23 protein-coding genes and 1 pseudogene are annotated in these 25,444 nt (G+C 69.9%); 18 read left to right on the forward strand and 6 right to left on the reverse strand.

Annotation, left to right across the window (positions count from 1 at the left end):
• Nucleotides 1-55 precede the first annotated feature (55 nt).
• Complete coding sequence (locus ACIG0D_RS01110; RefSeq protein WP_399795496.1) at nucleotides 56-442, forward strand: hypothetical protein; 387 nt, start codon at nucleotides 56-58, stop codon at nucleotides 440-442.
• Between the two features lie 325 nt (nucleotides 443-767).
• Nucleotides 768-1,304: a hypothetical protein gene (locus ACIG0D_RS01115; protein WP_399795497.1), complete on the forward strand. Its 537-nt coding sequence runs from the start codon at nucleotides 768-770 to the stop codon at nucleotides 1,302-1,304.
• Here ACIG0D_RS01115 and ACIG0D_RS01120 read toward each other — a convergent pair.
• Nucleotides 1,243-2,031 carry a phosphatase gene (locus ACIG0D_RS01120; RefSeq protein WP_399795498.1) on the reverse strand — a complete coding sequence of 263 codons (789 nt, stop codon included), beginning with the start codon at nucleotides 2,029-2,031 and terminating at the stop codon, nucleotides 1,243-1,245. The genes ACIG0D_RS01115 and ACIG0D_RS01120 overlap by 62 nt on opposite strands.
• Nucleotides 2,032-2,093: 62 nt before the next feature.
• Nucleotides 2,094-3,608 (reverse strand): PucR family transcriptional regulator, encoded by a 1,515-nt coding sequence (locus ACIG0D_RS01125; RefSeq protein WP_399795499.1) that lies wholly within the window; start codon nucleotides 3,606-3,608, stop codon nucleotides 2,094-2,096.
• 166 nt (nucleotides 3,609-3,774) lie between these two features.
• Between ACIG0D_RS01125 and ACIG0D_RS01130 the strand changes: the two genes are divergently transcribed.
• The 4 genes from ACIG0D_RS01130 to ACIG0D_RS01145 all read left to right on the forward strand — a co-directional run bounded on the left by ACIG0D_RS01130 (nucleotide 3,775) and on the right by ACIG0D_RS01145 (nucleotide 8,272).
• Complete coding sequence (locus ACIG0D_RS01130; protein WP_399795500.1) at nucleotides 3,775-5,238, forward strand: sodium:solute symporter; 1,464 nt, start codon at nucleotides 3,775-3,777, stop codon at nucleotides 5,236-5,238.
• Between the two features lie 62 nt (nucleotides 5,239-5,300).
• Entirely contained in the window at nucleotides 5,301-6,290 is a 990-nt protein-coding gene (gene speB / locus ACIG0D_RS01135) for an agmatinase (RefSeq protein ID WP_399795501.1), read from the forward strand.
• Nucleotides 6,287-7,972 carry a thiamine pyrophosphate-binding protein gene (locus ACIG0D_RS01140; RefSeq protein ID WP_399795502.1) on the forward strand — a complete coding sequence of 562 codons (1,686 nt, stop codon included), beginning with the start codon at nucleotides 6,287-6,289 and terminating at the stop codon, nucleotides 7,970-7,972. The genes speB and ACIG0D_RS01140 overlap by 4 nt, the downstream gene beginning before the upstream one ends.
• Nucleotides 7,973-8,113: 141 nt before the next feature.
• Entirely contained in the window at nucleotides 8,114-8,272 is a 159-nt protein-coding gene (locus tag ACIG0D_RS01145) for a hypothetical protein (protein ID WP_399795503.1), read from the forward strand.
• A gap of 10 nt (nucleotides 8,273-8,282) precedes the next feature.
• On the opposite strand, the gene ACIG0D_RS01150 is transcribed toward ACIG0D_RS01145, so the two are convergent.
• From ACIG0D_RS01150 to ACIG0D_RS01165, 4 genes are all read right to left on the reverse strand, one after another.
• Nucleotides 8,283-9,086 carry an endonuclease I family protein gene (locus ACIG0D_RS01150; RefSeq protein ID WP_399795504.1) on the reverse strand — a complete coding sequence of 268 codons (804 nt, stop codon included), beginning with the start codon at nucleotides 9,084-9,086 and terminating at the stop codon, nucleotides 8,283-8,285.
• 140 nt (nucleotides 9,087-9,226) lie between these two features.
• Entirely contained in the window at nucleotides 9,227-9,613 is a 387-nt protein-coding gene (locus ACIG0D_RS01155) for a hypothetical protein (protein WP_399795505.1), read from the reverse strand.
• Between the two features lie 48 nt (nucleotides 9,614-9,661).
• A complete protein-coding gene (locus ACIG0D_RS01160) occupies nucleotides 9,662-9,883 on the reverse strand; it encodes a DUF397 domain-containing protein (RefSeq protein ID WP_399795506.1) in 222 nt (73 codons plus the stop codon).
• Nucleotides 9,876-10,673: a Scr1 family TA system antitoxin-like transcriptional regulator gene (locus tag ACIG0D_RS01165; protein WP_399795507.1), complete on the reverse strand. Its 798-nt coding sequence runs from the start codon at nucleotides 10,671-10,673 to the stop codon at nucleotides 9,876-9,878. The genes ACIG0D_RS01160 and ACIG0D_RS01165 overlap by 8 nt, the downstream gene beginning before the upstream one ends.
• A gap of 116 nt (nucleotides 10,674-10,789) precedes the next feature.
• Here ACIG0D_RS01165 and ACIG0D_RS01170 point away from each other — a divergent pair, with 116 nt between their 5' ends.
• The 12 genes and pseudogenes from ACIG0D_RS01170 (at nucleotide 10,790) to ACIG0D_RS01225 (ending at nucleotide 25,414) form a co-directional block, all read left to right on the forward strand.
• A complete protein-coding gene (locus ACIG0D_RS01170; RefSeq protein ID WP_399795508.1) occupies nucleotides 10,790-10,987 on the forward strand; it encodes a hypothetical protein in 198 nt (65 codons plus the stop codon).
• Between the two features lie 17 nt (nucleotides 10,988-11,004).
• The gene (locus ACIG0D_RS01175) at nucleotides 11,005-11,280 is read left to right on the forward strand and encodes a hypothetical protein (RefSeq protein ID WP_399796334.1); all 276 of its coding nucleotides are present in this window, start codon (nucleotides 11,005-11,007) and stop codon (nucleotides 11,278-11,280) included.
• 46 nt (nucleotides 11,281-11,326) lie between these two features.
• Complete coding sequence (locus ACIG0D_RS01180; protein ID WP_399795509.1) at nucleotides 11,327-12,181, forward strand: serine hydrolase; 855 nt, start codon at nucleotides 11,327-11,329, stop codon at nucleotides 12,179-12,181.
• Between the two features lie 198 nt (nucleotides 12,182-12,379).
• Nucleotides 12,380-13,258: a nucleic acid/nucleotide deaminase domain-containing protein gene (locus ACIG0D_RS01185; RefSeq protein ID WP_399795510.1), complete on the forward strand. Its 879-nt coding sequence runs from the start codon at nucleotides 12,380-12,382 to the stop codon at nucleotides 13,256-13,258.
• Nucleotides 13,255-14,943 (forward strand): hypothetical protein, encoded by a 1,689-nt coding sequence (locus ACIG0D_RS01190; RefSeq protein ID WP_399795511.1) that lies wholly within the window; start codon nucleotides 13,255-13,257, stop codon nucleotides 14,941-14,943. Before ACIG0D_RS01185 ends, ACIG0D_RS01190 begins: the two co-directional genes overlap by 4 nt.
• A gap of 98 nt (nucleotides 14,944-15,041) precedes the next feature.
• Complete coding sequence (locus ACIG0D_RS01195) at nucleotides 15,042-16,622, forward strand: nucleic acid/nucleotide deaminase domain-containing protein (RefSeq protein ID WP_399795512.1); 1,581 nt, start codon at nucleotides 15,042-15,044, stop codon at nucleotides 16,620-16,622.
• 19 nt (nucleotides 16,623-16,641) lie between these two features.
• A complete protein-coding gene (locus ACIG0D_RS01200; RefSeq protein ID WP_399795513.1) occupies nucleotides 16,642-17,217 on the forward strand; it encodes an SUKH-4 family immunity protein in 576 nt (191 codons plus the stop codon).
• A 232-nt stretch (nucleotides 17,218-17,449) separates the two neighbouring features.
• Nucleotides 17,450-17,888, forward strand: a pseudogene (locus ACIG0D_RS01205) (DUF6531 domain-containing protein); the annotation flags it as partial.
• A gap of 626 nt (nucleotides 17,889-18,514) precedes the next feature.
• Complete coding sequence (locus ACIG0D_RS01210) at nucleotides 18,515-19,534, forward strand: esterase-like activity of phytase family protein (protein ID WP_399795514.1); 1,020 nt, start codon at nucleotides 18,515-18,517, stop codon at nucleotides 19,532-19,534.
• Nucleotides 19,535-19,669: 135 nt separating this feature from the next.
• On the forward strand, nucleotides 19,670-23,389 hold the full coding sequence (locus tag ACIG0D_RS01215) for an ABC transporter ATP-binding protein (protein WP_399795515.1): 3,720 nt from the start codon (nucleotides 19,670-19,672) through the stop codon (nucleotides 23,387-23,389).
• A gap of 115 nt (nucleotides 23,390-23,504) precedes the next feature.
• The gene (locus ACIG0D_RS01220) at nucleotides 23,505-23,894 is read left to right on the forward strand and encodes a hypothetical protein (protein WP_399795516.1); all 390 of its coding nucleotides are present in this window, start codon (nucleotides 23,505-23,507) and stop codon (nucleotides 23,892-23,894) included.
• A gap of 92 nt (nucleotides 23,895-23,986) precedes the next feature.
• Nucleotides 23,987-25,414 (forward strand): S28 family serine protease, encoded by a 1,428-nt coding sequence (locus tag ACIG0D_RS01225; protein ID WP_399795517.1) that lies wholly within the window; start codon nucleotides 23,987-23,989, stop codon nucleotides 25,412-25,414.
• Nucleotides 25,415-25,444: the final 30 nt, after the last annotated feature.

Raw genomic sequence — 25,444 nt, forward strand, 5'->3', positions numbered from 1 at the left:
AGTTCCCCCGGTCCCGTCCGGGACCGCGGAGACGATGGAGCGAAAGGTATTTCTCATGCGTTCACAACGCGCGAAGCGCCTCGTTGCGGTGTCCGCCGCCGGTCTGCTGATGACCGGTGGTATCGCGGCAGGCACGGCGGGAACTGCTTCGGCGTCCTCGTCCGGCCACGAGTACAGCCACAGCCGCTACTGCGACGACGACCGTCACGACTGGTGGGACGACGACTGCGACGATCACAAGAGTCGCGGCGGGAACGGTGACCACCACGACCACGACGACGACAAGGGCCGCGGCCATCACGACGACCGCGACTACGACAAGGGCCGTGGCCACCACGACGACCACGACTACGACAAGGACCGTGGCCACCACGACGACCGCGACGACCACGACGACAACGGCCGTGGCGGCAACGGCGACCACGACAAGGGTCACGACTGATCCGGCCCCGGCAATGGCACGATGTGCGGTCTCGAACGGGGCCGCACATCGTGTTCTCGGAGCCCGGCGCCCTGCGTCAGCACCGTGAGGACGGTGCGACGGCGGTGCCCTGCGGGGTCCCGTCGTACGCCGTCACACTCTCGTAAGTCCGGAGTCGGACCTCGTTTATCTTTCTACCTCTATTATCGAAAGCGCTTGTTCCTGTCAGAAGGGTCGCTTTCGGTCTCCCCACGCCATCTGACCCGCGCTGTCACGGAGTTCGCCGCGCCGACACCCGTCGGGACGGCGTGCTCGTGGCTGCCCGTCCGTGAGGAGACTCCGCGCCGTGTCGATCTTCGGAAGACGCCGCAAGCGCGCCGCCAAGGACGTCCCGGCCGTCGCGCCACAGCCGCCGCTGGCGTTCGAGATCACCATGGACGAGCTGCGGGCGATCGAACGCGTCACGCTGCACGCCCGGGCGCAACTGCGTGCGCTCAGCGGCAGTTCCGCCGCGACGATCGCCGACGCCAGCGGTTCCCCGCTCGTACCCGTGCTGTACGAACGCGCCGGCGCGGCGCACGCACTGGGCCGCCCGGGCATACCGATGCTCGTCAGCGAGATCGGTCATGTCGAGGCGGCCGTGCTCAACCTGGAGTCCTACGCGGGCCATGAGGTGGTGCTGGCCGAGGGGTACGCCCTGCTGAACCGGCTGGCGTTCCTCACGGGGCGGGCCCGGGTCGGTCAGGAGATCGGGGGCGTGGTCACGTTGCCGGGGGAGGCGTCAGGGGAGGCGGCCGGCCTTCCGTCGGTCCGGGTGTCGCCTACGCCAGCCCCGCCTCCGCCAGGAGGTACGCGGTCATCGGGTCGTAGTACCGAGGGCTGACCACGTGGTCGTCGAGGGGGACCGTCACCTGTACGGTGCCCTCCGCCTCGGCGAGGAACAGCGCCGGGTCGTTGCAGTCGGCGTAGCCCACCGAGTCCACCCCGTGCTGCCCCGCGTACCCCGCCCAGCCGTGGTCGGCGACGACGAGGTCGGGCAGCGGACGGCCCTCGCGCTCCAGACCGGTCAGGATGGCCTTCATCGGCTCACCGGAGTGGGTGTGCCAGAGGGTGGCGCCGTGCTCCAGGACCGCCACGTCCGCGAACTGCATGACGTACCCCTCGTCCGTCTGCAGTCCCTCCGGGATGACGACGATCTCGCAGCCCGCCGCCCGCAGCGCGGCGGCCGTCGCCCGGTGCACGTCGAGCAGACCGCCCGGGTGACCGGTGGCGAACAGCACCCGCTGCCGCCCCTCGGCCGCCTTGCGCAGCCGCCCCGCCATCCGCTCCAGCGCGGAGACGGTCAGCTCCGGGTCGATGGTGTCCTGGCCGTACCGGTACTCGGGGTCGTCGTTCACCCCGACCCGCTCCGCCATCACCGCGAGCACGTCCTGCTCGTCGCTCCAGCGCTCACCGAGCTCCAGCCCGAGCCAGTAGTGGCGGTTGCCGTTCGCCAGCTGGCGGTAGTGCGAGAGGTTGTTCTCACGGGGCGTGGCGACATCCCCCGCGATACGGGTCCTCACGAGATGGTCGACGAGTTCGGCGCGGCTGGGGGTCCCGGATATCGGCATGACACTCATTGTGAGGCAGTCGGGCGTGTCCGTCCTTGACGTCGGGGGGTCTGGGATGTGGATCACGCCTGCCGCAACGCGAACCACAGCTCCATCCGCACATCCGGATCGTCCAGATCCGCCCCCAGCAGCGCCGCGCACCGGGCGATCCGCTGGCGGACGGTGTTGCGGTGGACGGAGAGCGCGACGGCGGTGCGGTCCCAGCTGCCGTGGAGGGAGAGCCAGGTGCGGAGGGTTTCGGGGAGGGGCGGGGTGAGGGGGGCCAGGAGGGCGCGGGCGTGGGACGCGGCCTCGGCGGGCGGGACCAGGTCCGTGAGGGTGGGGCGGGGGTTGTGGTGGACCACGGGGGTGCGGGTGGCGCGGGCGCGGGAGAGGGCGCGGGACGCCTGGGTGTCCGCTTCGGCGAGGGCGGCGGGGCCGGCGGGGGCGCTGACGCCGAGGGTCCAGCCGGGGGGTGCGGTGGGGGTGTGGCCGGCGGGGAGGAGGACGCGTACGACGTCGCCCGCCGTGTCGACCAGGGGGGAGCCCAGGGCCGTGCCGAGGGCGGAGGCGGCGACCGGGTCGGGGGCGCCCCCGGCCTGCGGGGCCGCGTGGACGATCAGCCAGTGGTCGGTGGCGCCGAGGAGGGGCGCGACCTCCTCGGGCGGGGTGCCGAGGAGCAGCCGGACCAGCGCGGAGGAGCGGGCCGCGCCCGTGCCGCTCTGGTGTTCGCCGGTGAGGAGGGAGAGGAGGACGGCGGCGACGGAGGCGATGGTGTGGTCGCCGGGGTCGCGCTGGGGGGAGGCCACGCCCAGGAGGAAGCCCTGGCCGGTCCCCAGGGCGTAGACCGCGAGGTGGGTGCCCGCGACGGTGTCGGTGGCGGTGGTGGTGGAGGTGCGCGTGGTCAGGACGTGGACCAGGTCCGTGAGGGCCGCGAGCGCCGCCTCGTCCGGCGTCCGGCCCGCCGCCGCGATCTCCGCCCCCTCCGGGCCGTACAGCACCGCCCGCCCCCCGACCCGCTGGGCCAGCTGGCGCAGCACGGACGGGACCGGGTCCGGGCGGGCCGCCGCGGCGGCGAGGCTCTGCTGGGCCTCGGTCACCCGGCGCAGTTCCGCGAGGCGGGCCTGGGCCATCAGCTGCCAGACCGCGCGGGCCACGCCGGAGAAGGTGGTCTGCGGGGGGACCTCCAGGAGGGGGAGGTCGTACGTCTCGCAGGCGGCGACGAGGGCGCGCGGGACCGTGTCGTGCACCGGGGCGAGGCCGAAGCCCAGCGCCGCGCCGCCGGCCTCGACGACCCGGGAGACGTACGCGTCGAAGTAGGTCCCCGATCCCGCCGCCTCCGGGATGTGGACGCCCGCCGTCAGCAGCAGCTCGCCGCCCAGGATGTACGGGTAGGGGTCGGACATCTCCGAGGTGTGCGCCGAGTGGACCGAGACGCCGGCGGCCGGTGGGCCGGCGATCTGGCGCAGGGCCAGGTCCTCGCGGGCGAGGAGGGCGGAGAGCGGGATCGGCGGGGTGGGGGGAACGGCGGGAGCGGGGGGAGCGGCGGGGCCTGTGGCGGGGGGTGTTCTGTCGGGCATGATGTGCGTTTCCTCCATCCCGTTCCGCTCGAATGGATGAAAAGTACACTTCGCAGTCGCTTTCCGGCCACCTACTGTCGGTCGGAGCCGGCGGCCGCGGGTACGGGCGGATGTCCCCGCGACGAGCCACCGGGCAAACGCCATCTGCACGACACGCCACCGAGAGTGCGCGAAGGAGGCCCCCATGGCCGTCGACTACATCGTGATCGTCGTCTATCTGGCCGGCATGCTGGCCATGGGCTGGTGGGGCATGCGCCGCGCCAAGTCCAAGAGCGAGTTCCTGGTGGCGGGCCGCCGGCTCGGCCCGGCCATGTACTCGGGCACCATGGCGGCGATCGTCCTCGGCGGCGCGTCCACCATCGGCGGTGTGGGCCTCGGCTACCAGTACGGCCTCTCCGGCGCGTGGATGGTGGTCACCATCGGACTCGGGCTGCTCGCCCTCTCCGTCTTCTTCTCGGCGCGGATCGCCCGCCTGAAGGTCTACACCGTCTCCGACATGCTCGACCTGCGCTACGGCGGCCGGGCCGGGGTCATCTCCGGTGTCGTCATGTGGGCGTACACCCTCATGCTCGCGGTGACCTCCACGATCGCCTACGCCACGATCTTCGACGTCCTGTTCGACGTGAACCGCACCCTCGCGATCGTCCTCGGCGGCTCGATCGTCGTCGCGTACTCCACGCTCGGCGGCATGTGGTCGATCACCCTCACCGACATGGTGCAGTTCGTGGTGAAGACCATCGGCGTGCTGCTCCTGCTGCTGCCCATCGCCGTCGTCAAGGCGGGCGGCTTCGGCGAGATGAAGGCGCAGCTGCCCACCGAGTACTTCGACCCGCTGGGCATCGGCGGCGAGACGATCTTCACCTACGTGCTGATCTACACCTTCGGCATGCTCATCGGTCAGGACATCTGGCAGCGCGTCTTCACCGCCCGCAGCGACCGCACCGCCAAGTGGGGCGGGACCGTCGCGGGCACCTACTGCCTGGCGTACGCCGTGGGCGGCGCGGTCATCGGCACCGCCGCCAAGGTGCTCTACCCGAACCTCGACAGCGCCGACGACGCCTTCGCCACCATCGTCAAGGACGAGCTGCCGATGGGCGTGCGCGGGCTGGTGCTGGCCGCCGCGCTGGCCGCCGTGATGTCGACCTCCTCCGGCGCCCTCATCGCCTGCGCGACCGTCGCCAACAACGACATCTGGGCGCGGCTGCGCGGCGTGATGCGTCCCGCGGGCGAGGAGCACGACGAGGTCAAGGGCAACCGGACCTTCATCCTCCTCATGGGCGTCGCCGTGATCCTCACCGCGATCGCGCTCAACGACGTCGTCGAGGCGCTGACCGTGGCGTACAACCTGCTCGTCGGCGGGCTGCTGGTGCCGATCCTCGGCGGGCTGCTGTGGCGGCGCGGCACCGCGGCGGGCGCGCTCGCCTCCGTCGCCGTCGGCGGCCTCGCCGTGATCGGCCTGATGGCGGCCTACGGCATCCTCGCCAACGAGCCGATCTACTACGGCCTGCTGGCCTCCCTCGCCACCTACGTCGTCGTCTCCCTCGCGACCGAGCCGACCGACGAGGCCGTGCTCGCCGCCTGGCGGGAGCGTCTCGCCGGACGGGTGGCACCCGAACCTGTGTCCGAAGCGGTGCCGACTCCGCAGTAGAGTCGTATACCGGTCAGTAGCAGTACATACGCGATGAAGCGTAGGAAAGAAGGCAATCCCCCATGAGCAGCAACGAGACGCCCCGCGGCCCGGTCGACTCCTCCCGCATCCCGCGGTACGCCGGCCCCGCGACCTTCGCCCGGCTGCCGCGCCTCGACGAGGTCGGCACCGCCGATGTCGCCGTGATCGGCGTGCCGTTCGACTCGGGCGTCTCGTACCGGCCGGGCGCCCGCTTCGGCGGCAACGCCATCCGCGAGGCCTCCCGCCTCCTGCGCCCGTACAACCCGGCGCAGGACGCCTTCCCCTTCGCCCTCGCCCAGGTCGCGGACGGCGGCGACATCGCCGTCAACCCGTTCAACATCAACGAGGCCGTGGAGACCGTCGAGGCCGCCGCCGACGACCTGCTCGGCACCGGCGCCCGGCTGATGACCCTCGGCGGCGACCACACCATCGCCCTGCCGCTGCTGCGCTCGGTCGCGAAGAAGCACGGCCCCGTCGCCCTGCTCCACTTCGACGCCCACCTCGACACCTGGGACACCTACTTCGGCGCCGAGTACACCCACGGCACCCCGTTCCGCCGCGCCGTCGAGGAGGGCATCCTCGACACCTCCGCCCTCTCCCACGTCGGCACCCGCGGCCCGCTCTACGGCAAGCAGGACCTCACCGACGACGAGAAGATGGGCTTCGGCATCGTCACCTCCGCCGACGTCTACCGCCGCGGCGCCGACGAGATCGCCGACCAGCTCCGCCAGCGCATCGGCGACCGCCCGCTGTACATCTCCATCGACATCGACTGCCTCGACCCGGCCCACGCCCCCGGCACCGGTACGCCGGAGGCGGGCGGAATGACCTCCCGTGAGCTGCTGGAGATCCTGCGCGGGCTGGCCTCCTGCAACCTGGTGTCGGCGGACGTCGTCGAGGTGGCCCCCGCGTACGACCACGCGGAGATCACGTCGGTGGCGGCCTCCCACACGGCGTACGAACTCACGACGATCATGTCCCGCCAGATCGCCGCGGCCCGCGAGGCCGGTAAGGAGAACGAGGGCAAGTGACCCACGACCACGACCTGGAGCTTCGTCCGACGGCCGCCCAGACGGAGGCCGCGCTGAACCCTCCCCCCGGCCGCAACGGCGGAGACCTGGTCGTGGAGACGCTGGCCGGGCTGGGCGCGACCACCGTGTTCGGGCTGCCCGGCCAGCACGCCCTCGGCATGTTCGACGCGCTGCGCCGCTCCGACCTGCGGTACGTCGGCCTGCGGGTGGAGAACAACGCCGGGTTCGCCGCGGACGCGTACGGCCGGATCACCGGAGAGGCGGCCCCGCTGCTGCTGTCGACGGGCCCGGGTGCGCTGACGTCGCTCGCGGCGCTGCAGGAGGCGGCGGCGGCCTCGGCCCCCGTCCTCGCCATCAGCAGCCAGATCCCCACGGCGGGCCTCGGCGGCGGCCGTCACGGCTACCTCCACGAACTCCCGGACCAGGCCGCCTCCTTCCGCGGCGTGGTGAAGTCCGTCCACACGGTCCGCACCCAGTCCCAGATCCCGTCCGCGATCGCCGCCGCCTGGAAGTCGGCGCTGACCGCCCCGCACGGCCCGGTCTGGGTGGAGATCCCGCAGGACGTCCTCCTCGCCGAGACCCGGCTGCCCGTGGTGACCGCAGTGGACGCCACCCCGGACGACCTCCCGCCGCGCCCCGAACTGACCGCCGTCGCCGCACACTTGCTCTCTCGCGCGGCGCGCCCGGCGATCATCGCGGGCGGGGGAGTGGTCCGCGCGGACGCCTCCAAGAAGCTGCGGCAGCTCGCGGAGAAGCTCCAGGCGCCGGTCGTGACCACCTTCGGCGGCAAGGGCGCCTTCCCCTGGGAGCACCCGCTCTCCCTCCAGTCCTGGCTGGAGGACCGGCACACCACCGACTTCCTGGAGGACGCCGACGTCCTGCTCGTCGTCGGCTCCGGCCTCGGCGAACTCTCCTCGAACTACCACACGTTCAAGCCGCGCGGCCGGGTCATCCAGATCGAGGCCGACCTCGGCAAGCTGGAGTCCAACCACCCGGCGCTCGGCATCCACGCGGACGCCCGCCTCGCCCTCCAGGCGCTCCTGGAGACCGTCGAGGAGCGCACCGACCCGACGGCGCCGGAGCGCGTGCGGGAACTGCTGCGGCGGGTCCGCGAGCGCATCGACGCCCAGGACCTCACCCTGGAGCAGAACGTACTGGCGGCGGTCCGCCGGGCCCTGCCCGCCGACGCGCCCTCCTTCTGGGACATGACGATCCTCGCCTACTGGGCGTGGTCCGCCTTCGACGCCAAGGGCCCCAACACCCTGCACTCCGCCCAGGGCGCCGGCGGCCTCGGCTACGGCTTCCCGGCGGCGCTGGGCGCGGCGGTCGCCGACCCGACGACTCCGGTCCTCGCCGTCTCCGGCGACGGCGGAGCCCTCTACTCCATCGCCGAACTGGCCACGGCCCGCCAGTACGACCTGAACGTCACCTGGCTCATCGTCGACGACGGCGGCTACGGCATCCTCCGCGAGTACATGACCGACGCCTTCGGCCAGGCCACGGCGACGGAACTCACCCGGCCCGACTATGTGGCGCTGGCGGAGTCCTTCGGGGTGCCCGGGGTGCGTACGACCCCCGAGACGCTGGAGACGGACCTGGCGAAGGCGCTGGGGACGCCGGGGCCGTCGGTGGTGGTCCTCCCGGCGGTGCTGCGGATGTTCGCGCCGACGCATCTGGGATGAGGCGGAAAAGAGGCTGAGCGGCCCGGCCCCCGTCCGCCGCCGCGGTGACCCCTGGGGCCCAATGCGCCATAATCGCCGGGGAGTTGACGCGCAACGGTCTGACGGGGGCCGTGGTGCGGAGCGTGAATCCGAGGACGGCGAGTGCTGCGGAGCAACCTGGGCGATGACCGGGCGACCTGGTTCCGGCTCGACCCCGGGCTCTGGAAGCGCCACCTGTGCGGCATCCTCGGGCACGACCTCACCGAGGAGGAGCGCCGCACCCTGCCCGTGGCCGTGCCGGACCGGATCTGCCCGGCGTGACCGACCCGTCCTACCAGATCGCCTCGACCCACTCCGGGTGGTCGATGAACGGGTTCCGGTTCTTCTGGTAGGTGTCGTAGATGACCTGGTTGCGGCGCTCCTCGAAGGCGTCCGGCGGGTCCTCGTCGTTCCACTGCTTCAGCACGGACAGCCGGCCCATGTACGGGTTGCTGCCGTTGCTGACGCTGTCGTTGCCCTCCAGGTCGGCCCAGCCGTCGCCACCCTCGTAGCGGACGATCATGTAGAAGATCATCCGGGCCACGTCGCCCTTGACGGCGTCGCGCGGCTCGAAGGAGTTGGAGTCGGTGAGGCTGCCACCGGAGTTGGTGAAGCCGCTGCCGCCGTTGTCGAAGTCCTTGTTGCCCCGGATCCCGTTGACCTGGACGTCCTCCGGGCGGATGTGGTGCAGATCGGTGCCCGGCCCGGTCGAGGTCGTCAGGTCCCCGTGGCTGATGGCCCACACGTGCTCGCGGTTCCAGTCCCCGACGTCACCGCCGTTGAGCGTCTTGCTGCGGGAGATGCCCGAGTACAGCAGTTTGACGTTGTTGCTGTTCGCCGGGTCCTGGTCGGTGACCTTCAGCGCCTCCCAGAGCGCCGAGTAGGACAGCTTGTTCTGGCTGCTGATGATGGTGTGCAGCGAGGACTTGAGGCTGGTGCCCGTCTTGCCCACGGCGTTCTTGTAGTACGTCGAGTCGTACGCCGTCGTGGTCGCCGCGGCGGGGGTGGCGGTGAGGGCGGGGGTGGTGAGGCCGACCAGAACGGCGGCCGTGGCCAGTGCCACTGACTTCCATCTGCGGGTGCGTGTCGCCGGCATGTGGGGTCCCATCTACGCGGGTTGAACGGAGGCGGCACCCGGGAGAGTGGCATGGACATGCAGTCAAATGGGTGACAGGTGGATGTCGGTTGGATGACGGGAGTGGACAACTCACGCTTCCCCGCGCGAGCCCGGCCGGCTCAAGCGGTTCCGGGCAGAAGGTTCTTCCACTTCTCCTCGTACACGGCCCTCTGCTCCGCGAGCCCGCGCTCGAAGGCCTCGCACTCCTCGGGGTTGAAGTTGCCCGAGGGGATGCCGCCGGCCGGGATGAAGCCCGTGATGCCCTGGACGAGTTCGGCGGCGGCCGCGGCGCGCGCCTCCGGCTGCCTGGCCGTGGCCTCGTAGAGATGGCCGCCCGCCTTGTCCAGGATCCGGCGGAACTTGTGCTCCGGGCCGTTGGTGATCACGTAACGGGCGTGTCCCGGCTTGCCCAGCTCGCCGGTTCCGGCGCCGATACGTTCCAGCGCCCACAGTGCCGCGTACAGCCGCCCGCACAACTCCGCGATGTCACGCTTCCGCTGCCCCACGGCGCCCCTCTCGTCGGCCCGGCGGGTATTTACCCTCTGCCGGGTCGGTCAAGCCGGGAGTTCGCCGCTTCGGATCGCCCTGACGAACGAGGACCAGCCGGCCGCCGGGAAGACCAGGGCGGGGCCGGTCGGGTTCTTGGAGTCGCGGACGGGGATGCCGGTGGGGTGGTGGTCGAGGACTTCGAGGCAGCTGCCGGCGTTGTCGTCGCTGTGGGAGGACTTGCGCCAGCCGCTTAGCGTCGCCGCGTTGGGGATGGTGTGTTCAGCCATGGTGTCCGTACTCCTTCGCCGTCGCCCTCAGCAGGGCCAGTGAGTCCTTCAGCGGCATGGCGTCGCTCAGCGCCAGATCGTAGCGATGCTGCAACTTCCGGACTCCGGACGGGGAGTCGTGCAGTTTCCCCACATGCCCGCCCTCCGTGTATGCGAGCGGGGGTTGGTCCTCGAACCACATCAGCGTGAGCATGCTGCTCATCAGTGGATGATGGCCCACGTCGAACGGCATCACGTGCGCGCGGATACGACCGGTCTCCGTGAGGCGAACGATGTGCATGATCTGCTCTGCCATGACCTCAGGGCTGCCGATGGGGCGCCGCAACACCGTCTCGTCCAAAACCACCCACACTACCGGCGTCACCGGATCTTCGAGGATCCTCGCGCGCTCAAGGCGTGTGACAACGCGCCTGTCACATTCCTCGTCACTCACCGGAGGGAACGCCGAGCCAAGAACCGCACGCGCGTACCTTTTCGTCTGGAGGATGCCCGGGAAGTAGGCCAGGGCGAACTCGCGGATCTCCACCGCCTGTTGTTCGAGTACGCGCACCCTCTCGAAGTACTCGGCGATCGACACCTCGTCGTCCTGCGGCAGAAAGCTGCTCAGCACATCCCCCGTGCCCAGCGCCCTGTCCAGCCGTCGCGCGTCCTCCCGTGACGGCACTCTGCGCCCGGCCTCGATGTGGGCGATGTGCGAACGGGACATGATCGCCATGTCGGCCAGCTCCTGCTGCGTCAGACCGGCTGCCTCGCGCTGCTGCTTGAGCCAATCGCCGTAGATGGTGCCCACCGGATCAACTCCTTTGTGACAAGCGACTGGTCACACTCGACCCCCTGGCGAGCCTAGCCAAGCCCCTCTCACTCTGTGAACGGATCGCCACAGAGAGCGAACAGAAGGAGAGAGGCATGACCCACCGCACCGCCCGTCTCGTCGGCCCGTTGCGCCGACTGCTGCGTCGGCGGCGTCCCCGAGCCGAGGCGAAAGGCCCGACCGTCCACCACGTCGGCTTCCCCTCCTCGCCCGTGTCCCCTCGGGTCCCGGTCCCGGGGATCGGCCTCGGCTCGCTCGGCATGCCGGTGGAGAAGGCGGGGGTCGTCAAGTGACGCGCGACACGCACCACATGAACGGCACGAACCCGCGGCTCCTGCCCTGGACCGGAGACGAGGGCAAGCCCTGCATCCTCGTCACGGACGGCACCGGCCCCCTCTCCCGCCTGGCCGACACCGTCGAGCACGTACAACTGGAGATGGCTCTGGGTCTCCTCGGCCACGTGGACGACCTCCTCGCGGACGAGCGCGCGACAGCCGCGCAACTCCGCTTCACGCTGGCCCGTATGCGGGAGGCCCTGACCGACGTGCACCGGATCGCCGAGAGCCGGGGTGCCCGGCTGTCGTGACAGCGGCGAGTGCAACCCTTGGCCAGGCCCGTGAGTCAAGGAAGGCATGGCTCACCACAGACCGCGCCGTGCCCACATAATCGGCGCCACCCTCGCCGCCGGCGTCCTCATACCCGGCGTGGCAGCCGCCTCCCCGGCGGTCGCGGCCACGACCCCCGCCGTCAGCTGCACCTCCGCCGACGCCGCCCTCGCCGCCAAGCTGAAGAAGGACATCACCGCCGCGCTCGCCAACCGCAAGGGCACCATCGCGGTCGGCGTGTACGACCGCACGACCAAGACGACGTGCACCCTGCGCCCCTCCACCGCCTTCGACTCGGCCAGCGTCGTGAAGGTGACGGTGCTCGCGACACTGTTGTGGGACGCGAAGAACCAGGGCCGGTATCTCACCGACCGTGAGGCGTCCCTCGCCAAGGCCATGATCACCAAGTCGGACAACGCCTCCACCAGCACCCTGTGGAAGCAGCTCGGCATGACGAAGATCAAGGGCTTCCTCGCCGCCGCGGGCATGACCCAGACCAAGCCGGGCGCGAACGGCTACTGGGGCCTGACCCAGATCACGGTGACCGACGAGCAGAAGCTGCTGAAGCTCATCACCGCCAAGAACACCGTCCTCAGCGACAACTCCCGCGCCTACATCCTGAAGCTGATGAGCCAGGTCGTCTCCTCGCAGCGCTGGGGCACCCCGTACGGCGTCCCCTCCGGCGTCACCGTCGCCGTGAAGAACGGCTGGCTCTCCCGCGCCACGAACGGCTGGCGGGTCCACAGCATCGGCGCCTTCAAGGGCGGCGGTCACGACTACACCATCACCGTGCTGACCCACGGCAACAGCACCATGAACTACGGCATCACCACCATCCAGAACGTGGCCAAGGTCGTCCACCGAGACCTGGCCGCCGCATGACCTGGCCGACGCTTCCTTGTGGCCGTTCCTGACGCTCTGGACAAGGTGTCGGTCGAGGAACTCGTTGGTATGTCGATAGGCGACCACAGCCGGGTACCTCGCCAGAGGGCCCGGTGGAAACGGAGGCCGAGGGCCGTCAGGCCGGGAGCGGTCTAAGGTCAGGATTGACCGCTCGTTCGTTCGCAGTGAGGTTTCTCCATGTCCACGCCTTTTACGGATCCGGCTGTTGCCCACTTCGGCCCTGACGGGATGCGTCGCTTCGGCCTGGCCGGGGCAGCCGGTGTGCACGTGCCGGAGGCGTCGCGGTCGTGGCTGACGGAGACGGGTGTGCCGGTGCAGGTCGCCCCTTACTTCCAGGCCGTCACCACCACCGACGCTGTACCACTGGGAACGTATGCGGGACACCGAGGCGTCCGGTATCTCCCGGCACAGCTGGAGCAGTGGGCGCGGATCGGCCACGACGGACTCGCCCAGCTGTGCGTGCGTCCGGATGGTGCGGTGCAGGCGGTGTTCCTCGACGGTGAGGCGGACGACATGTTCGTCAACACGAACCTCGCCACGTTGAACGCCTGCCTGGCGGCACTGGACCGCGGACTACCCGTGATCGCCGTCGCGCCGGGCCTGCCGGAGGCAGCGGCGGCCTTCCGCCAGCTCAACGAGGAGATGCGCGGCATCGACCCGACGGCCTTCGAGGAGCGGGAGAGCTGGTGGCCACGCGTTTTGGACGACGTACGCCACACCCTCAACTTCCCGTTCTCCGCAGCCTTCGAGTACATCGATGAAACCGGCGCCAAGCAGATCGTCACGGACGCCACCGGACCTGGCCGACTCCACCCTGAGGAGATACTCCGGCGTCGGCTGGAAAGGGAGGGGGTACCCGCGGAGCGAGTGCGCCGGATCTATTGCGAGCTGCAGCCGTGCATGATGCCCGGTCACTACTGCGCCGTGTGGCTGCACCGCGTCTTCCCCCAGGCTGAGTTCACCCACAGCTTCGACTACGGTGAGGACGCCGCGAGCCGGGAGCAGGGCATGAAGGAGTTGATCACCTTCACGGCACAGCAGGCGGGCCGCCGGTGAACGCGGGCATATGGGCGCGCCCGGCGGCGGGCCGGGAACCGGCTGGAGCCGCCCTGCTGAGCTGGCTGGCGGACCCGGCGGCACCGCGCCTGTGCCTGGTGACTGGCAGCGCCGGCTGCGGTAAGTCGCAGTTGCTGGCCTGGCTGGTGGCGCACGGGACCCGCCCAGGGACGGCTCCAGAGCGGCGCGTGCACGGGTTTGCCCCTTTGTCCGGGCAGGGCGTACTGGTAACCGTATGGACGCTGGCCGAACAGCTCGGGGTGACAGCACGGGCCCCCGGAGAGCTGCGCGCAGCCCTTGCGGCCGACCAGCGCCGTACCGTGATCGTTCTGCCCGATCTGCATGCCGCCACCGACCCGCTGTCGCTGATCGATCTTGTGAGCGGGCTGGTCGGCCTGGAGCACATACGACTGGTTGTCGAGGCGCGGACAGGTGACGATGCCGTACCGGCACTGAAGGCGCTCGCACCGGCGGTGCTGGACCTGGACGAGCCGCACTGGACGGACCCTGCTCGCGCCGAGGCATGGCGGGCCACCCATCCCACGCCGCTGGGTCCACCACCAGCCGAAACCGCTGAGGAGCCACTCAACCTCGACGACCCGGACGTGATCTGTACGGCGGACCCGAGCCGGGTGACGACGGCGTACGAGACGAATCTGGACGAGCAAGGCGGTCTGCGAGCGGCCTGGCTGCGCGCGGGCCAGTCCCTGCTACACGATCACGAACCCGCCGACAGGGCCCTTGTTCTGCTGGCCGGGCTCGGCGACGGGGCGGATCCGCGGGTGAGGCCCGCGCTGGAGCAGCTGGCGTCCGGGGCGCCATGGCGGTTGCTCTGGAGTCGCGTACGCGGAGACGTAACCCCACCGTGGCCCGGCCCCGTTCTTGCGCTGGCGTCCGACAGCCCCGGCCCGCTGGAAGGGCGACTGCTCGTCGCCGACCACCAGGGCACCCTGCGACTCGTGTCGCTCTCCGACGCTGCACCGGCTGGCCGTCTTCCCGAACCGGTGCGGGATGTCGCCGACCTGTGCGCCTTGCCGGATGGGACGGTGGCGGTCGTGGACTCGGAAGGCCGACTGCATACGCGCCGCCTGCCCACCGCACCGCGTCCTTCAGGCCTGGCGGCACTGCTTGACGACGGACCGAGCGCGAGTGAGCGGGCGGCTGGTGCCCTCGTAACCGCAGCGGCAGATGAGCGGGCAACGGCCATCGCGGCTTCCGAACTTGCGGTGGCGTTGGCGGATGTCACGGGGCAGGTGCATGTCGTGCTCCTCGGCAACCCCAAGGGGGAGGCCTTGTCCGAGCGGCTGCACGAGGGATCGGTCCGAGCCCTGGCCGTGGTGGACGTTGCGGTGGACAGGGCGGACGGTGCAGCGGGCCGCACCCCGCTGGTGTACAGCGGGGGAGCGGATGGTCGGGTCAGGGCATGGGGCCCCGGACATGTTCCGATGGGCGTACCAGTGGCCGAACGCCCCCGTCCTGTAAACGCGCTGGCGGCCACCATGACGAAGGCCGGTCTTACCCTGGCCGTCGCTTGGGGGGATGGGCTGATCGAGTACCACCGCCTGGACGCACAGGAGAGGCTCACCTTCCGCCCGGGTCCGCCGGTCAACTCGCTGTCGGTGACCGGCGAAGGGGATCTGCTGATCGGAACGGACGAGTCGCTGATTTGTCTGCGGCTGGCCTGAGGATGTCTCAAGTCGCCTGTGTGCTTCGAGGATATGTTTGACGTACGCCTGATCGATTGCAAGGGTGAAGGGAGTTGACCACGAGGGGGATGTAGCGCGTGGGCAAGCAGCTGCCCGATGAACTCGTCGAAGTGCTCGACCTGGTGGGGGTCGAATGGCCGAACATCGATGAAGACGAAGTCCGCGACAGCGCCAAGGACTACCGCAACCTGGCCGAAGGCATACGGGACGTCATCGCCGAGGGGAACAAGGCCTGCGGACACATCGTCAGTGGCCGCAGCAAGGGCAAGACGGTTCAGGCGATCGACCGCCGCTGGGGCAAACTCACCACCAAGGACCTCACGACCTTCGCCAACGCCCTGGACGAACTGGGGGACGCCTTCGATGACTGCGCCGGCTTCATAGAAGGCTGCAAGATAGCCTGCATAGCCGAGTTGTCGGCCACCGCGGCGACCGCCACGGCCGGTGTCATCGGCATGTTCTTCACCGCTGGCCTCAGCGGGCTGCTCAGCGCCGCCGCGATCGGTGCCTGCCGTCTGGCCCTGCACGAGGCCATCGATTACGCGGTGGGGAAGGTCACCGAGACGGTGACCGACAAGATCGAGGCCAAGATCCTCACCAAGATCGAGGACGTGTTCACCGACCGCCTCGGCGCGGGCGACGAGAAGACGTCCGACTACGCCATCGGTACCGCCGACATGGCCCAGGACCTCGTCATCGAGTTCGACGACTTCGACAAGGCGACCGGCGACTACGACAAGACTCGGGAGAACTTCGACAAGAAGAAGGGCGCCCACAAGACCGGCAGCGCCAAGCGCCGCGGATCGGTCGGGAAGGACAGTCGCTTCCACAAGCTCGCCGTCGTCATGGACAAGTGCGAGGACGTCGTCGACAAGAAGGCCGATGAAACGGTCGATGTGCTGAAGAAGCACGGCGGCGACATAGACAAGAGCAAGAAGGACCACAAGGAGAAGGACAAAAAGGTCAAGGAGGATCTCGACAGCTGCGACAGCGGTGATGTGCCCATGTACCTGGTCAATCTTGACGGTAGTGTCGTGCAGCTCATGCCCAACGGAACCACTGCGCCGGTGAGTGGTGCGGATGAGTCCGGAATTCGGCTCCTTATGACTGAAGAGGGCGGAACCCGTACTTGGCGCCCGCGAGGCGGAGGGGACAACCCCTATAGTGTTTCGGCGGGTGACAAGGGGCGTGTTGATTCGAAGCCGATTGATCCTGGCTCGACTCCCTTGGCTCGAGCGACACAGACTGCCCGGTACGCTAGGAAGGACTGGACGGGCAACAACTACGCCGCAGGGCGGTTCATTGACGATGGCGGGCACGACTTCATCTTGGTCGGGTACAGCAAGAGTGTTCATTCCGAACGATCTGTGGGTTACCCACTGCTGAGAGCAGGGCAGCAGGACAGCTTGCAATCTCTCTACACCGAGCGGGAGCCGTGCCAGAATCCTCCTTCCTTTTGTGACCGGTGGACTGCAAAGTACTTCGGTGAGAATCTGCCGGTAACTCACTCGCAGACGTACGACCAATCACTGGAACGGAAAGAAGGCGAGAGTGACTATCAGTATCGAAGGCGTGTGGATGCCGAACACATTGAATATCGCAAGAACCTAAGGAACTGGTACAAGACGCACACGCCATCCGACCCCTATACGGGGTGAGAAAGTGCGCAGGGGAAGCATGATTTTCAGTATTACTCGGCAAGAGCTCGTTGCCACCTTTGGTGAGGACCGGATCAGGCTGGTTCCGCGGGAGGCGGCGGAAGCCGTCGGAGTCGGCGGGGAGACGCTCAGGTTTTTGAGTGAGATTGGGCTGCCCGAGAACGAGTTCATCTCCTTCGCGGGGGTGGAGGGAACGTCCACGGCCCTGCGCAAGGTTCCGGTACAGGAGCTGGGCGGTACGTGGGACCTTCCACCCAGTGCCTCGGATTGGATCATGCTCGGCAATTTCGAGATCAGTGCCGTCGTCCTGGACGCTCGGTCCGGTGAGGTGCACCAGTTCGCAGAGGGGATCATGCGGCCCATTCCGCTGCACGGTGACGTGTCGTCCCTCGTTTACACCGTCTGCCAGCTGACACGCCTTGTTCAGGGCATTCCTGAGGACTACGACGAGGATGAGGAGTTCCTCGAGGAGCTTGAGGGCACCGTTGATGCACTCAAGCGAGCCATCGCGGCTCAAGACCCGCGGCCTTTTGGCCATGAGTACAGTGAGTGGGTGGAGATCTTCACGTCGATCGGGGCTGGGACGCGTGGGTGACTGGACAGGCTCGTCATCGCCGCACTGACGCATCGCGACGTTTCATGGCCCTCCACTCCCGAAGCGGAGGCCGGTGCTCCCGGCGGCAAGGTGTGCCTGCGGGCGTTCGACGAGATGCAGGGTGGGCAGTGGGGCCGGTTCCCGAGGTATCGAAGAAGTGGATCATCCTGGGGAATCTGACGGTCGCCACCGTCACGCTCGACAGGTCACGGGAACGGTCCACGGCTTCTACGAGGGCTTTGGTCGCCTGCTGCCGGATGCCGCGCTGACCGTGGCCACCGGCGGAGGCGGTGCCGCCGTCAAGGGCGTCCGCATCGCCGAGGACGCCGCCGACGCCGCACGCGCGCGCAAGCTGATCGACGACGCCCCGGACGGCACCCACAACCGCCCCGACGGCGAGCGCACCACCGACGGCGCCGACCCCGTCGACCTCCCTCCGGCCGGATGTTCCTGCCCCAGGCCGACCTGACGATCCCGGCATCCTGCCCCTGGCCTTCACCCGCCGCACCGAGTCCGGCTGCACGGCCGGCCGCTTCCTCGGCCTCTCCTGGACCTCCACCGTCGACGAACGCCTGGAGATCGACCCGGTCGGCGTCGTCCACGTCACCGCCGACGGCCTCCTCATCCCGTACCCGCACCCCGTCCCCGGCGCCCCCACCCGCCCCGAGTCCATCCGGAGGTGATCGGTATGGATCAGGTCCTCATCGGCGGCTCGCATCGCCTGATCGCAGAAGTTTTCCGCGGCGATTCCGAGACGGCCGAGCGCGTCTGGGTCTGCCTACGCGCTTCAGGCTCACCCTGTGGCACCTGGATCGGCTGCTGGTCCAGGTCTTCGACGTCGTGCGACGATCAGGCAGTCGAGCACCTACTACGCGAACTGGAACGTCTTGCCAACGCTTTCATTTCCGTTGGACCGTACGGTCCTGTACTGAATGAACATCCCTTCTTCCCTGGGTGGCAGTCTTGGGGGCCTGGCGCCCCGGCAGCACTGAAGGAACCCCAATGAGCGCCTCAGAGCAGAGACAATATCGATACATTGGCCCTGAAGACATAATGAGGTCAGCTCGCAAAAGACCTGCGGGGACACCTATTCGCACTCTCCGCGATCTGGACGCATGGGTCATAGTGCTCCAGTCTCAGAAAAGGTGATCGGCCAGGCCTGGCGCATACACGCAGCCGGTGCGGGAACTGATCGCAGCAAAAAGATACTGACTGACAACGGCTGACCCGCCTGGCCCGGCCCACCCTTCACCAGGCCGTCTACCGTCCGTCACCGCCCCGCCCTACGGTGGCGCCCATGCGTCTGCGATCCGTACTCGCCACTGCCGCCGCCACCCTCGCCGCGGCCACCTGCCTGACCGCCGCAGGACCAGCCAACGCACAATCCGGCGGCGCCTGTTCGCCGTCCGTCGCCATCGAGCGCTTCTCCGACGCGCTCGACAAGACGACGTACGAGGGCACCTTCGTCGGCAACTTCTCCGCGCTGGCCGTGGACCGCGACGGGAGCCTCGCCGGGGTCTCCGACCGGTCGCTGCTGTTCTCGCTCGACGGGCGCACGCTCCAGCCGCGCGGGGTCCTGCCGCTCGCGGACGAGAGCGGCGCCGCGCTGGACTCCGAGGGGCTGGTCGTCGACCGGGACGGGACGTACCTCGTCTCCTCGGAGACCGAGCCGTCCGTACGCCGCCACTCCCGCGACGGCCGCGTCCTCGACCGGCTGCCCGTGCCGGACGCGCTGCGGGTCGCCCCGGCGGGCCGGGCGCCCGTCAACGGCACCTTCGAGGGGCTGACCATGACCCGGGACGGCCGTACGCTCGTCGCCTCCATGGAGTACGCCCTCAGCGGGGACAGCGCGGGCATCGTCCGCCTCCAGACCTGGCGGCGGACACATGACGACCGCTTCCTCCCGGCCGCGCAGTACGCCTACCGCACCGACCCCGGCCTCGGCGTCCCCGAGATCACCGCGACCCCCGACGGACGCCTCCTCGTCCTGGAGCGCGGCTTCACCGCCGGCGTCGGCAACACGGTCCGCCTCTACCTCGCCGACCCGCGCCGCGCCACGGACACGAGCGACGTCGAGAACCTGACCGGGCAGGAGGGCGTGCGACCGGTCCGCAAGACCCTGCTCGCCGATCTCGCCGACTGTCCCGATCTCGGCGCCACCGCCAAGCAGCCGCAGCCCAACCCGCTGCTCGACAACATCGAGGCCATGGCCGTCACCGGCCGCTCCCACGGCCGCCTGAACGTGCTGCTCGCCAGCGACGACAACCAGAATCCCAACCAGACGACCCGCTTCTACTTCCTGCGCGTACGCACCTGAGCCCCACCGTCCCGCCCCGCCCCGTCCCCGATTGTTGCGGAGGGATGAAATCCGCTTCTGTCCGCGTTGGTGCCTTCCGGAAGATCAGGTCACTCGGATCCGGCGAGATCCGGTGAGAACACGGAGGGCACCCGCGTGAGCACGCAACGGGGATGGGCACGACGGCTGTGGGGATACGCCTGGCGGTATCCCAGGGACGTCGTCCTCGCCCTCGGCTCCTCCCTCGCCGGCATGGCCCTCATGGCGATCGTCCCGCTGATCACCAAGGTGATCATCGACGACGTCATCGGCGGCAAGACCCGGGAGATGGCCCCCTGGGCGGGCGCCCTCATCGCCGCCGCCCTCCTCGTCTACGTCCTCACCTACATCCGCCGCTACTACGGCGGCCGGCTCGCCCTCGACGTCCAGCACGACCTGCGGACCGAGATGTACGCCACGATCACCCGGCTCGACGGGCGGCGTCAGGACGAGCTGTCCACCGGGCAGGTCGTCGGCCGCGCCACCAGCGACCTCCAGCTCATCCAGGGCCTGCTCTTCATGCTCCCGATGACCATCGGGAACTTCCTCCTCTTCCTGATCTCCCTGGTCATCATGGCGTGGCTGTCGATCCCGCTCACGCTGGTCGCCCTCGCCGTCGCGCCTGCCCTGTGGTGGATCGCCAAGCGCAGCCGCACCAAGCTGCACCCCGCCACCTGGTACGCCCAGGCGCAGGCCGCCGCCGTCGCGGGCGTCGTCGACGGCGCGGTCGGCGGCGTACGCGTGGTGAAGGGCTTCGGGCAGGAGGAGCAGGAGACGCAGAAGCTGCGCGAGGTCGGGCGGCGGCTGTTCGCGGGACGGCTGCGGACCATCCGGCTGAACAGCCGGTACACCCCCGCCCTCCAGGCCGTCCCCGCCCTCGGCCAGGTCGCCATGCTGGCCCTCGGCGGCTGGCTCGCCGTCCGCGGCGACGTCACCCTCGGCACCTTCGTCGCCTTCTCCACCTACCTCGCCCAGCTCGTCGGCCCGGTCCGGATGCTCGCCATGGTCCTCACCGTCGGCCAGCAGGCCCGCGCCGGCACCGAGCGCGTCCTGGAGCTGATCGACACCGAGCCCACCCTCACCGACGGCAAGAAGGAGCTGCCCGCCGACGCCCCGGCGACCGTCGAGTTCGACGACGTCTCCTTCGGCTACGACCCCGAGCGCCCCGTCCTCGACGGCCTCTCCTTCGAGATCCGCCCCGGCGAGACCCTGGCCGTCGTCGGCTCCTCCGGCTCCGGCAAGTCCACCGTCTCCCTCCTCCTGCCGCGGTTCTACGACGTCACGCGCGGCGCCGTGCTGATCGGCGGCCACGATGTGCGCGAGCTGACCCTCGACTCGCTGCGCGCCGCGATCGGCCTGGTCCCGGAGGACTCGTTCCTCTTCTCCGACACCGTCCGCGCCAACATCGCCTACGGCCGCCCCGACGCCACCGACGAGGAGATCGAGAAGGCCGCCCGCGCCGCCCAGGCGCACGGCTTCATCAGCGAGCTGCCCGACGGCTACGACACGGTCGTCGGCGAGCACGGGCTGACCCTCTCCGGCGGCCAGCGCCAGCGCGTCGCGCTCGCCCGCGCGATCCTCACCGACCCCCGCCTGCTGGTCCTCGACGACGCCACCTCCGCCGTGGACGCGCGCGTGGAGCACGAGATCCACGAGGCGCTGAGGCACGTCATGGAGGGCCGTACGACCCTCCTCATCGCGCACCGCCGCTCCACCCTGAACCTCGCCGACCGCATCGCCGTCCTCGACCGCGGGCGCCTCGCCGACCTCGGTACCCACGAGGAGCTCCAGGAGCGCTCGGCCCTCTACCGCCGGCTGCTCACCGACCCCGACGAGCTGGGCGGCGTCTCCCCGGGCCACACCCCGCCGGCCGCCCCCGCCGAGGACGAGGACACCTCCGTCCGCGAGGAGCTGGACGCCGAGTTCGACGCCGAGCGGGGGGTGACGCCCCGGCTGTGGACCGGCGACCGCGAGCCGCAGGACACCGCCCTCGCCGGCACCCCCGCCACCCCGGAGCTGCTGGCCCAGGTCGAGGCCCTGCCCCCGGCGACGGACACCCCGGACGTGGACGAGGCACAGGCGGTGCGCCCGGAGGACTCGTACGGCCTGCGCAGGCTGCTGAAGGGCTTCGGTCTCGCCCTGCTCGTCAGCCTGGCCCTGGTCGCCGTGGACGCGGGCATGGGTCTGCTCCTCCCGATCCTGATCCGGCACGGCATCGACAGCGGTGTCTCCGAGCTGGCGCTCGGCGCGGTGTGGGCGGCGTCCGCGCTTGCCCTCGCGGCCGTACTCGCCCAGTGGGCGGCGCAAACCGGGGAGATCCGGATGACGGGCCGCACCGGCGAACGCGTGCTCTACTCCCTGCGTCTGAAGATCTTCGCCCAGCTCCAGCGGCTCGGCCTCGACTTCTACGAGCGGGAGCTGACCGGCCGGATCATGACCCGGATGACGACGGACGTGGACGCGCTGTCGACGTTCCTCCAGACCGGGCTGGTCACCGCGTTCGTCTCGGTCGTCACCTTCTTCGGCATCATGGTCGCCCTGGTGGTGATCGACGTGGAGCTGGCGCTGGTGGTGTTCGCGACGCTGCCGCCGCTGATCGTCGCCACGTTCTTCTTCCGCCGGGCGAGTGTGAAGGCGTACGAACTCGCCCGTGAGCGGGTCTCCGGGGTCAACGCCGACCTCCAGGAGACGGTCGCCGGGCTGCGGATCGTGCAGGCGTTCCGGCGCGAGCGGGACGGCGGGCGCCGGTTCACGGAGCGCAGCGACGGCTACCGGAAGGCCCGCGTCCACGGCCAGTGGCTGATCTCGGTCTACTTCCCGTTCGTGCAGTTCCTGTCGTCGGTCGCGGCGGCGGCCGTGCTGATCGTGGGCGCCGCGCGGATCGACGCGGGCACCCTCACCACGGGCGCCCTGGTGGCGTACCTGCTCTACATCGACCTGTTCTTCGCGCCGGTGCAGCAGCTCTCCCAGGTCTTCGACGGCTACCAGCAGGCGACGGTCTCCCTCGGCCGCATCCAGGAACTGCTCCGAGAGCCCACCTCGACGCGGTCCGCCGACAAGCCCCGCGCGGTGGAGTCCCTGCGCGGGGAGGTCGCCTTCGAGGACGTGCACTTCGCCTACGGCTCCGCCGACGAGCCGGAGCGGGCCCTCACCGGCATCGACCTGCGCATCCCCGCCGGGCAGACCGTCGCGTTCGTCGGCGAGACCGGCGCGGGCAAGTCGACCCTGGTGAAGCTGGTCGCCCGGTTCTACGACCCGACCGCCGGCCGGGTGACGGTCGACGGCCACGACCTGCGCGACCTCGACCTCACCGCGTACCGCCACCGCCTCGGCGTCGTCCCGCAGGAGGCGTACCTCTTCCCCGGCACCGTCCGCGACGCCATCGCCTACGGCCGCCCCGACGCCACCGACGCCGAGGTGGAGGCCGCCGCCCGCGCGGTCGGCGCCCACGAGATGATCGCCCGCCTGGAGGGCGGCTACCTCCACGAGGTCGCCGAACGGGGCCGCAACCTCTCCGCCGGCCAGCGCCAGCTCATCGCCCTGGCCCGCGCGGAGCTGGTGAACCCGGACATCCTGCTCCTCGACGAGGCGACGGCCGCGCTGGACCTGGCCACGGAGGCCCAGGTCAACCAGGCCACCGACCGCCTGGCAGGCCGCCGCACCACCCTCGTCGTGGCCCACCGCCTCACCACCGCCGCCCGCGCCGACCGCGTCGTCGTCATGGACCACGGCCGGGTCGCCGAGGACGGCACCCACGAGGAACTGCTGGCACGGGGCGGTCGCTACGCCGAGCTGTGGCGCACGTTCGTGGGCGAGGACACCCCCGTGGGCGCCTGACACCGGCCCACACCCGCCCCTCCCGACCGCCCCGACGCAACCATCGGGCGTACGCTGCGCGTCCGTACATCCGTACGTCAATCTGCCGAGGGGTGCGGCACGGGAGGGGACGACTGTGGACTCGGGTGCGATACGACGGCGGATGGCGCTGGCGCTGTCCGTACTGACCGCGGCCGGACTGTTCGCGCTCGCCGCGCCGGCGGAGGCGCACGCCGCGTCGGCGCCGTGTCCCGGGCGCAAGGTCAGGACGCTGCCGTTCTCCACGGGCTCGGTGCACGTCTACAAGAGCGGCGGTTACGTCTGCTCGGTGACCTTCGCGAAGAACCCGGGCCCCCGGCGGTCCATGTCGGTCAGCGTCCAGGCGCGCGGCCACCGCCCGGTGGTCCGCAAGGGCAAGTACCGCAAGCGCACCCCGGCTGTGACGGTCTACGCCGGGCAGCGCTGCGTCTGGGTCAAGGGCTCCGTGGGCCGGGGATCGGTCAGCTCCGGCTGGATCCTCTGCTGACGCCCGACGCACCGATTACCGAACTCCCCCTGGTGTGAACCGGGTTGCTCCGATAGCTTCCGGCGCACATCTGTTCTCACAGGGGAGGGTGCATGCGCAAGGCGCTCAGATGGCTGCTCGCGCTCACGGTGCTCATAGGCGCCTTGAGCACGGCGGGGACGGCCACCGCCGTCCAGCCGGAGGCCGAGGGCACGACCGACATCAAGGACCGGCTCCTCGCCATACCCGGCATGAGCCTGGTCGAGGAGAAGCCGTACCCCGGCTACCGCTTCTTCGTCCTCAACTTCACCCAGCCGGTGGACCACCGCAGCCCGGCCAAGGGCACGTTCCAGCAGCGGATCACCGTCCTGCACAAGGACGTCTCCCGCCCGACGGTCTTCTACACCAGCGGCTACAACGTCTCCACGACCCCCAGCCGCCGCGAGCCGACCCAGATCGTGGACGGCAACCAGGTCTCCATGGAGTACCGCTACTTCACCCCGTCCCGGCCCAGCCCGGCCGACTGGACCAAGCTGGACATCTGGCAGGCGGCCAGCGACCAGCACCGCATCTTCAAGGCCCTCAAGCCCGTCTACGACAAGAAGTGGCTCTCCACGGGCGGCTCCAAGGGCGGCATGACGGCGACGTACTACGAGCGCTTCTACCCGCGCGACATGGACGGCGTCGTCGCCTACGTCGCCCCCAACGACGTCGTCAACAAGGAGGACTCGGCCTACGACCGCTTCTTCGCCACCGTCGGCACGAAGGAATGCCGCGACCGCCTCAACGGCGTGCAGCGCGAGGCCCTGGTGCGGCGCGAGTCCCTGGAGAAGCGCTACGAGGCGTACGCGGCGGACAACGGCTACACCTTCCACACCGTGGGCAGCCTCGACAAGGCCTACGAGGCGACGGTCCTCGACTACGTGTGGGGATTCTGGCAGTACAGCCTGCTGTCCGACTGCGGCACGATCCCCGCGGACGCGAAGAACGCGACGGACGACGAGCTGTGGAACACCCTCGACACGGTCGCGGGCTTCTCCTTCTACACCGACCAGGGCCTGGAGCCGTACACCCCGTACTACTACCAGGCGGGCACCCAGCTCGGCGCCCCCACCATCCACTTCCCGCACATCGAGAAGCAGTACATCCGCTACGGCTACCTGCCCCCGCGGTACTTCGTCCCACGGGACATCGAGATGAACTTCCAGCCGTGGGCCATGCGTGACGTGGACACCTGGGTCCGCGACAACGCCCGCCGGATGCTCTTCGTCTACGGCGAGAACGACCCCTGGGGCGCCGAGCCCTTCCGCCTCGGCAAGGGCGCCCGCGACTCCTACGTCTTCACCGCCCCCGGCGCCAACCACGGCGCCCGCGTCGCGGGCCTGATCGACTCCGAGAAGGCCCTCGCCACGGCCAAGATCCTCGAATGGGCAGGCGTCGCCCCCGCCTCCGTCCAGGCGGACCCGTCGAAGGCCAGGCCCCTGGCCAAGTACGACGCCAAGCTGGACAAGAGGGGTGTGGAGCGGACGCTGCGTCCGTGATCCGCGGGTTCCTGTAGTGCACCGACGGCG

Source organism: Streptomyces sp. NPDC052773 (genome assembly GCF_044547145.1).
Classification (GTDB): Bacteria; Actinomycetota; Actinomycetes; order Streptomycetales; family Streptomycetaceae; genus Streptomyces.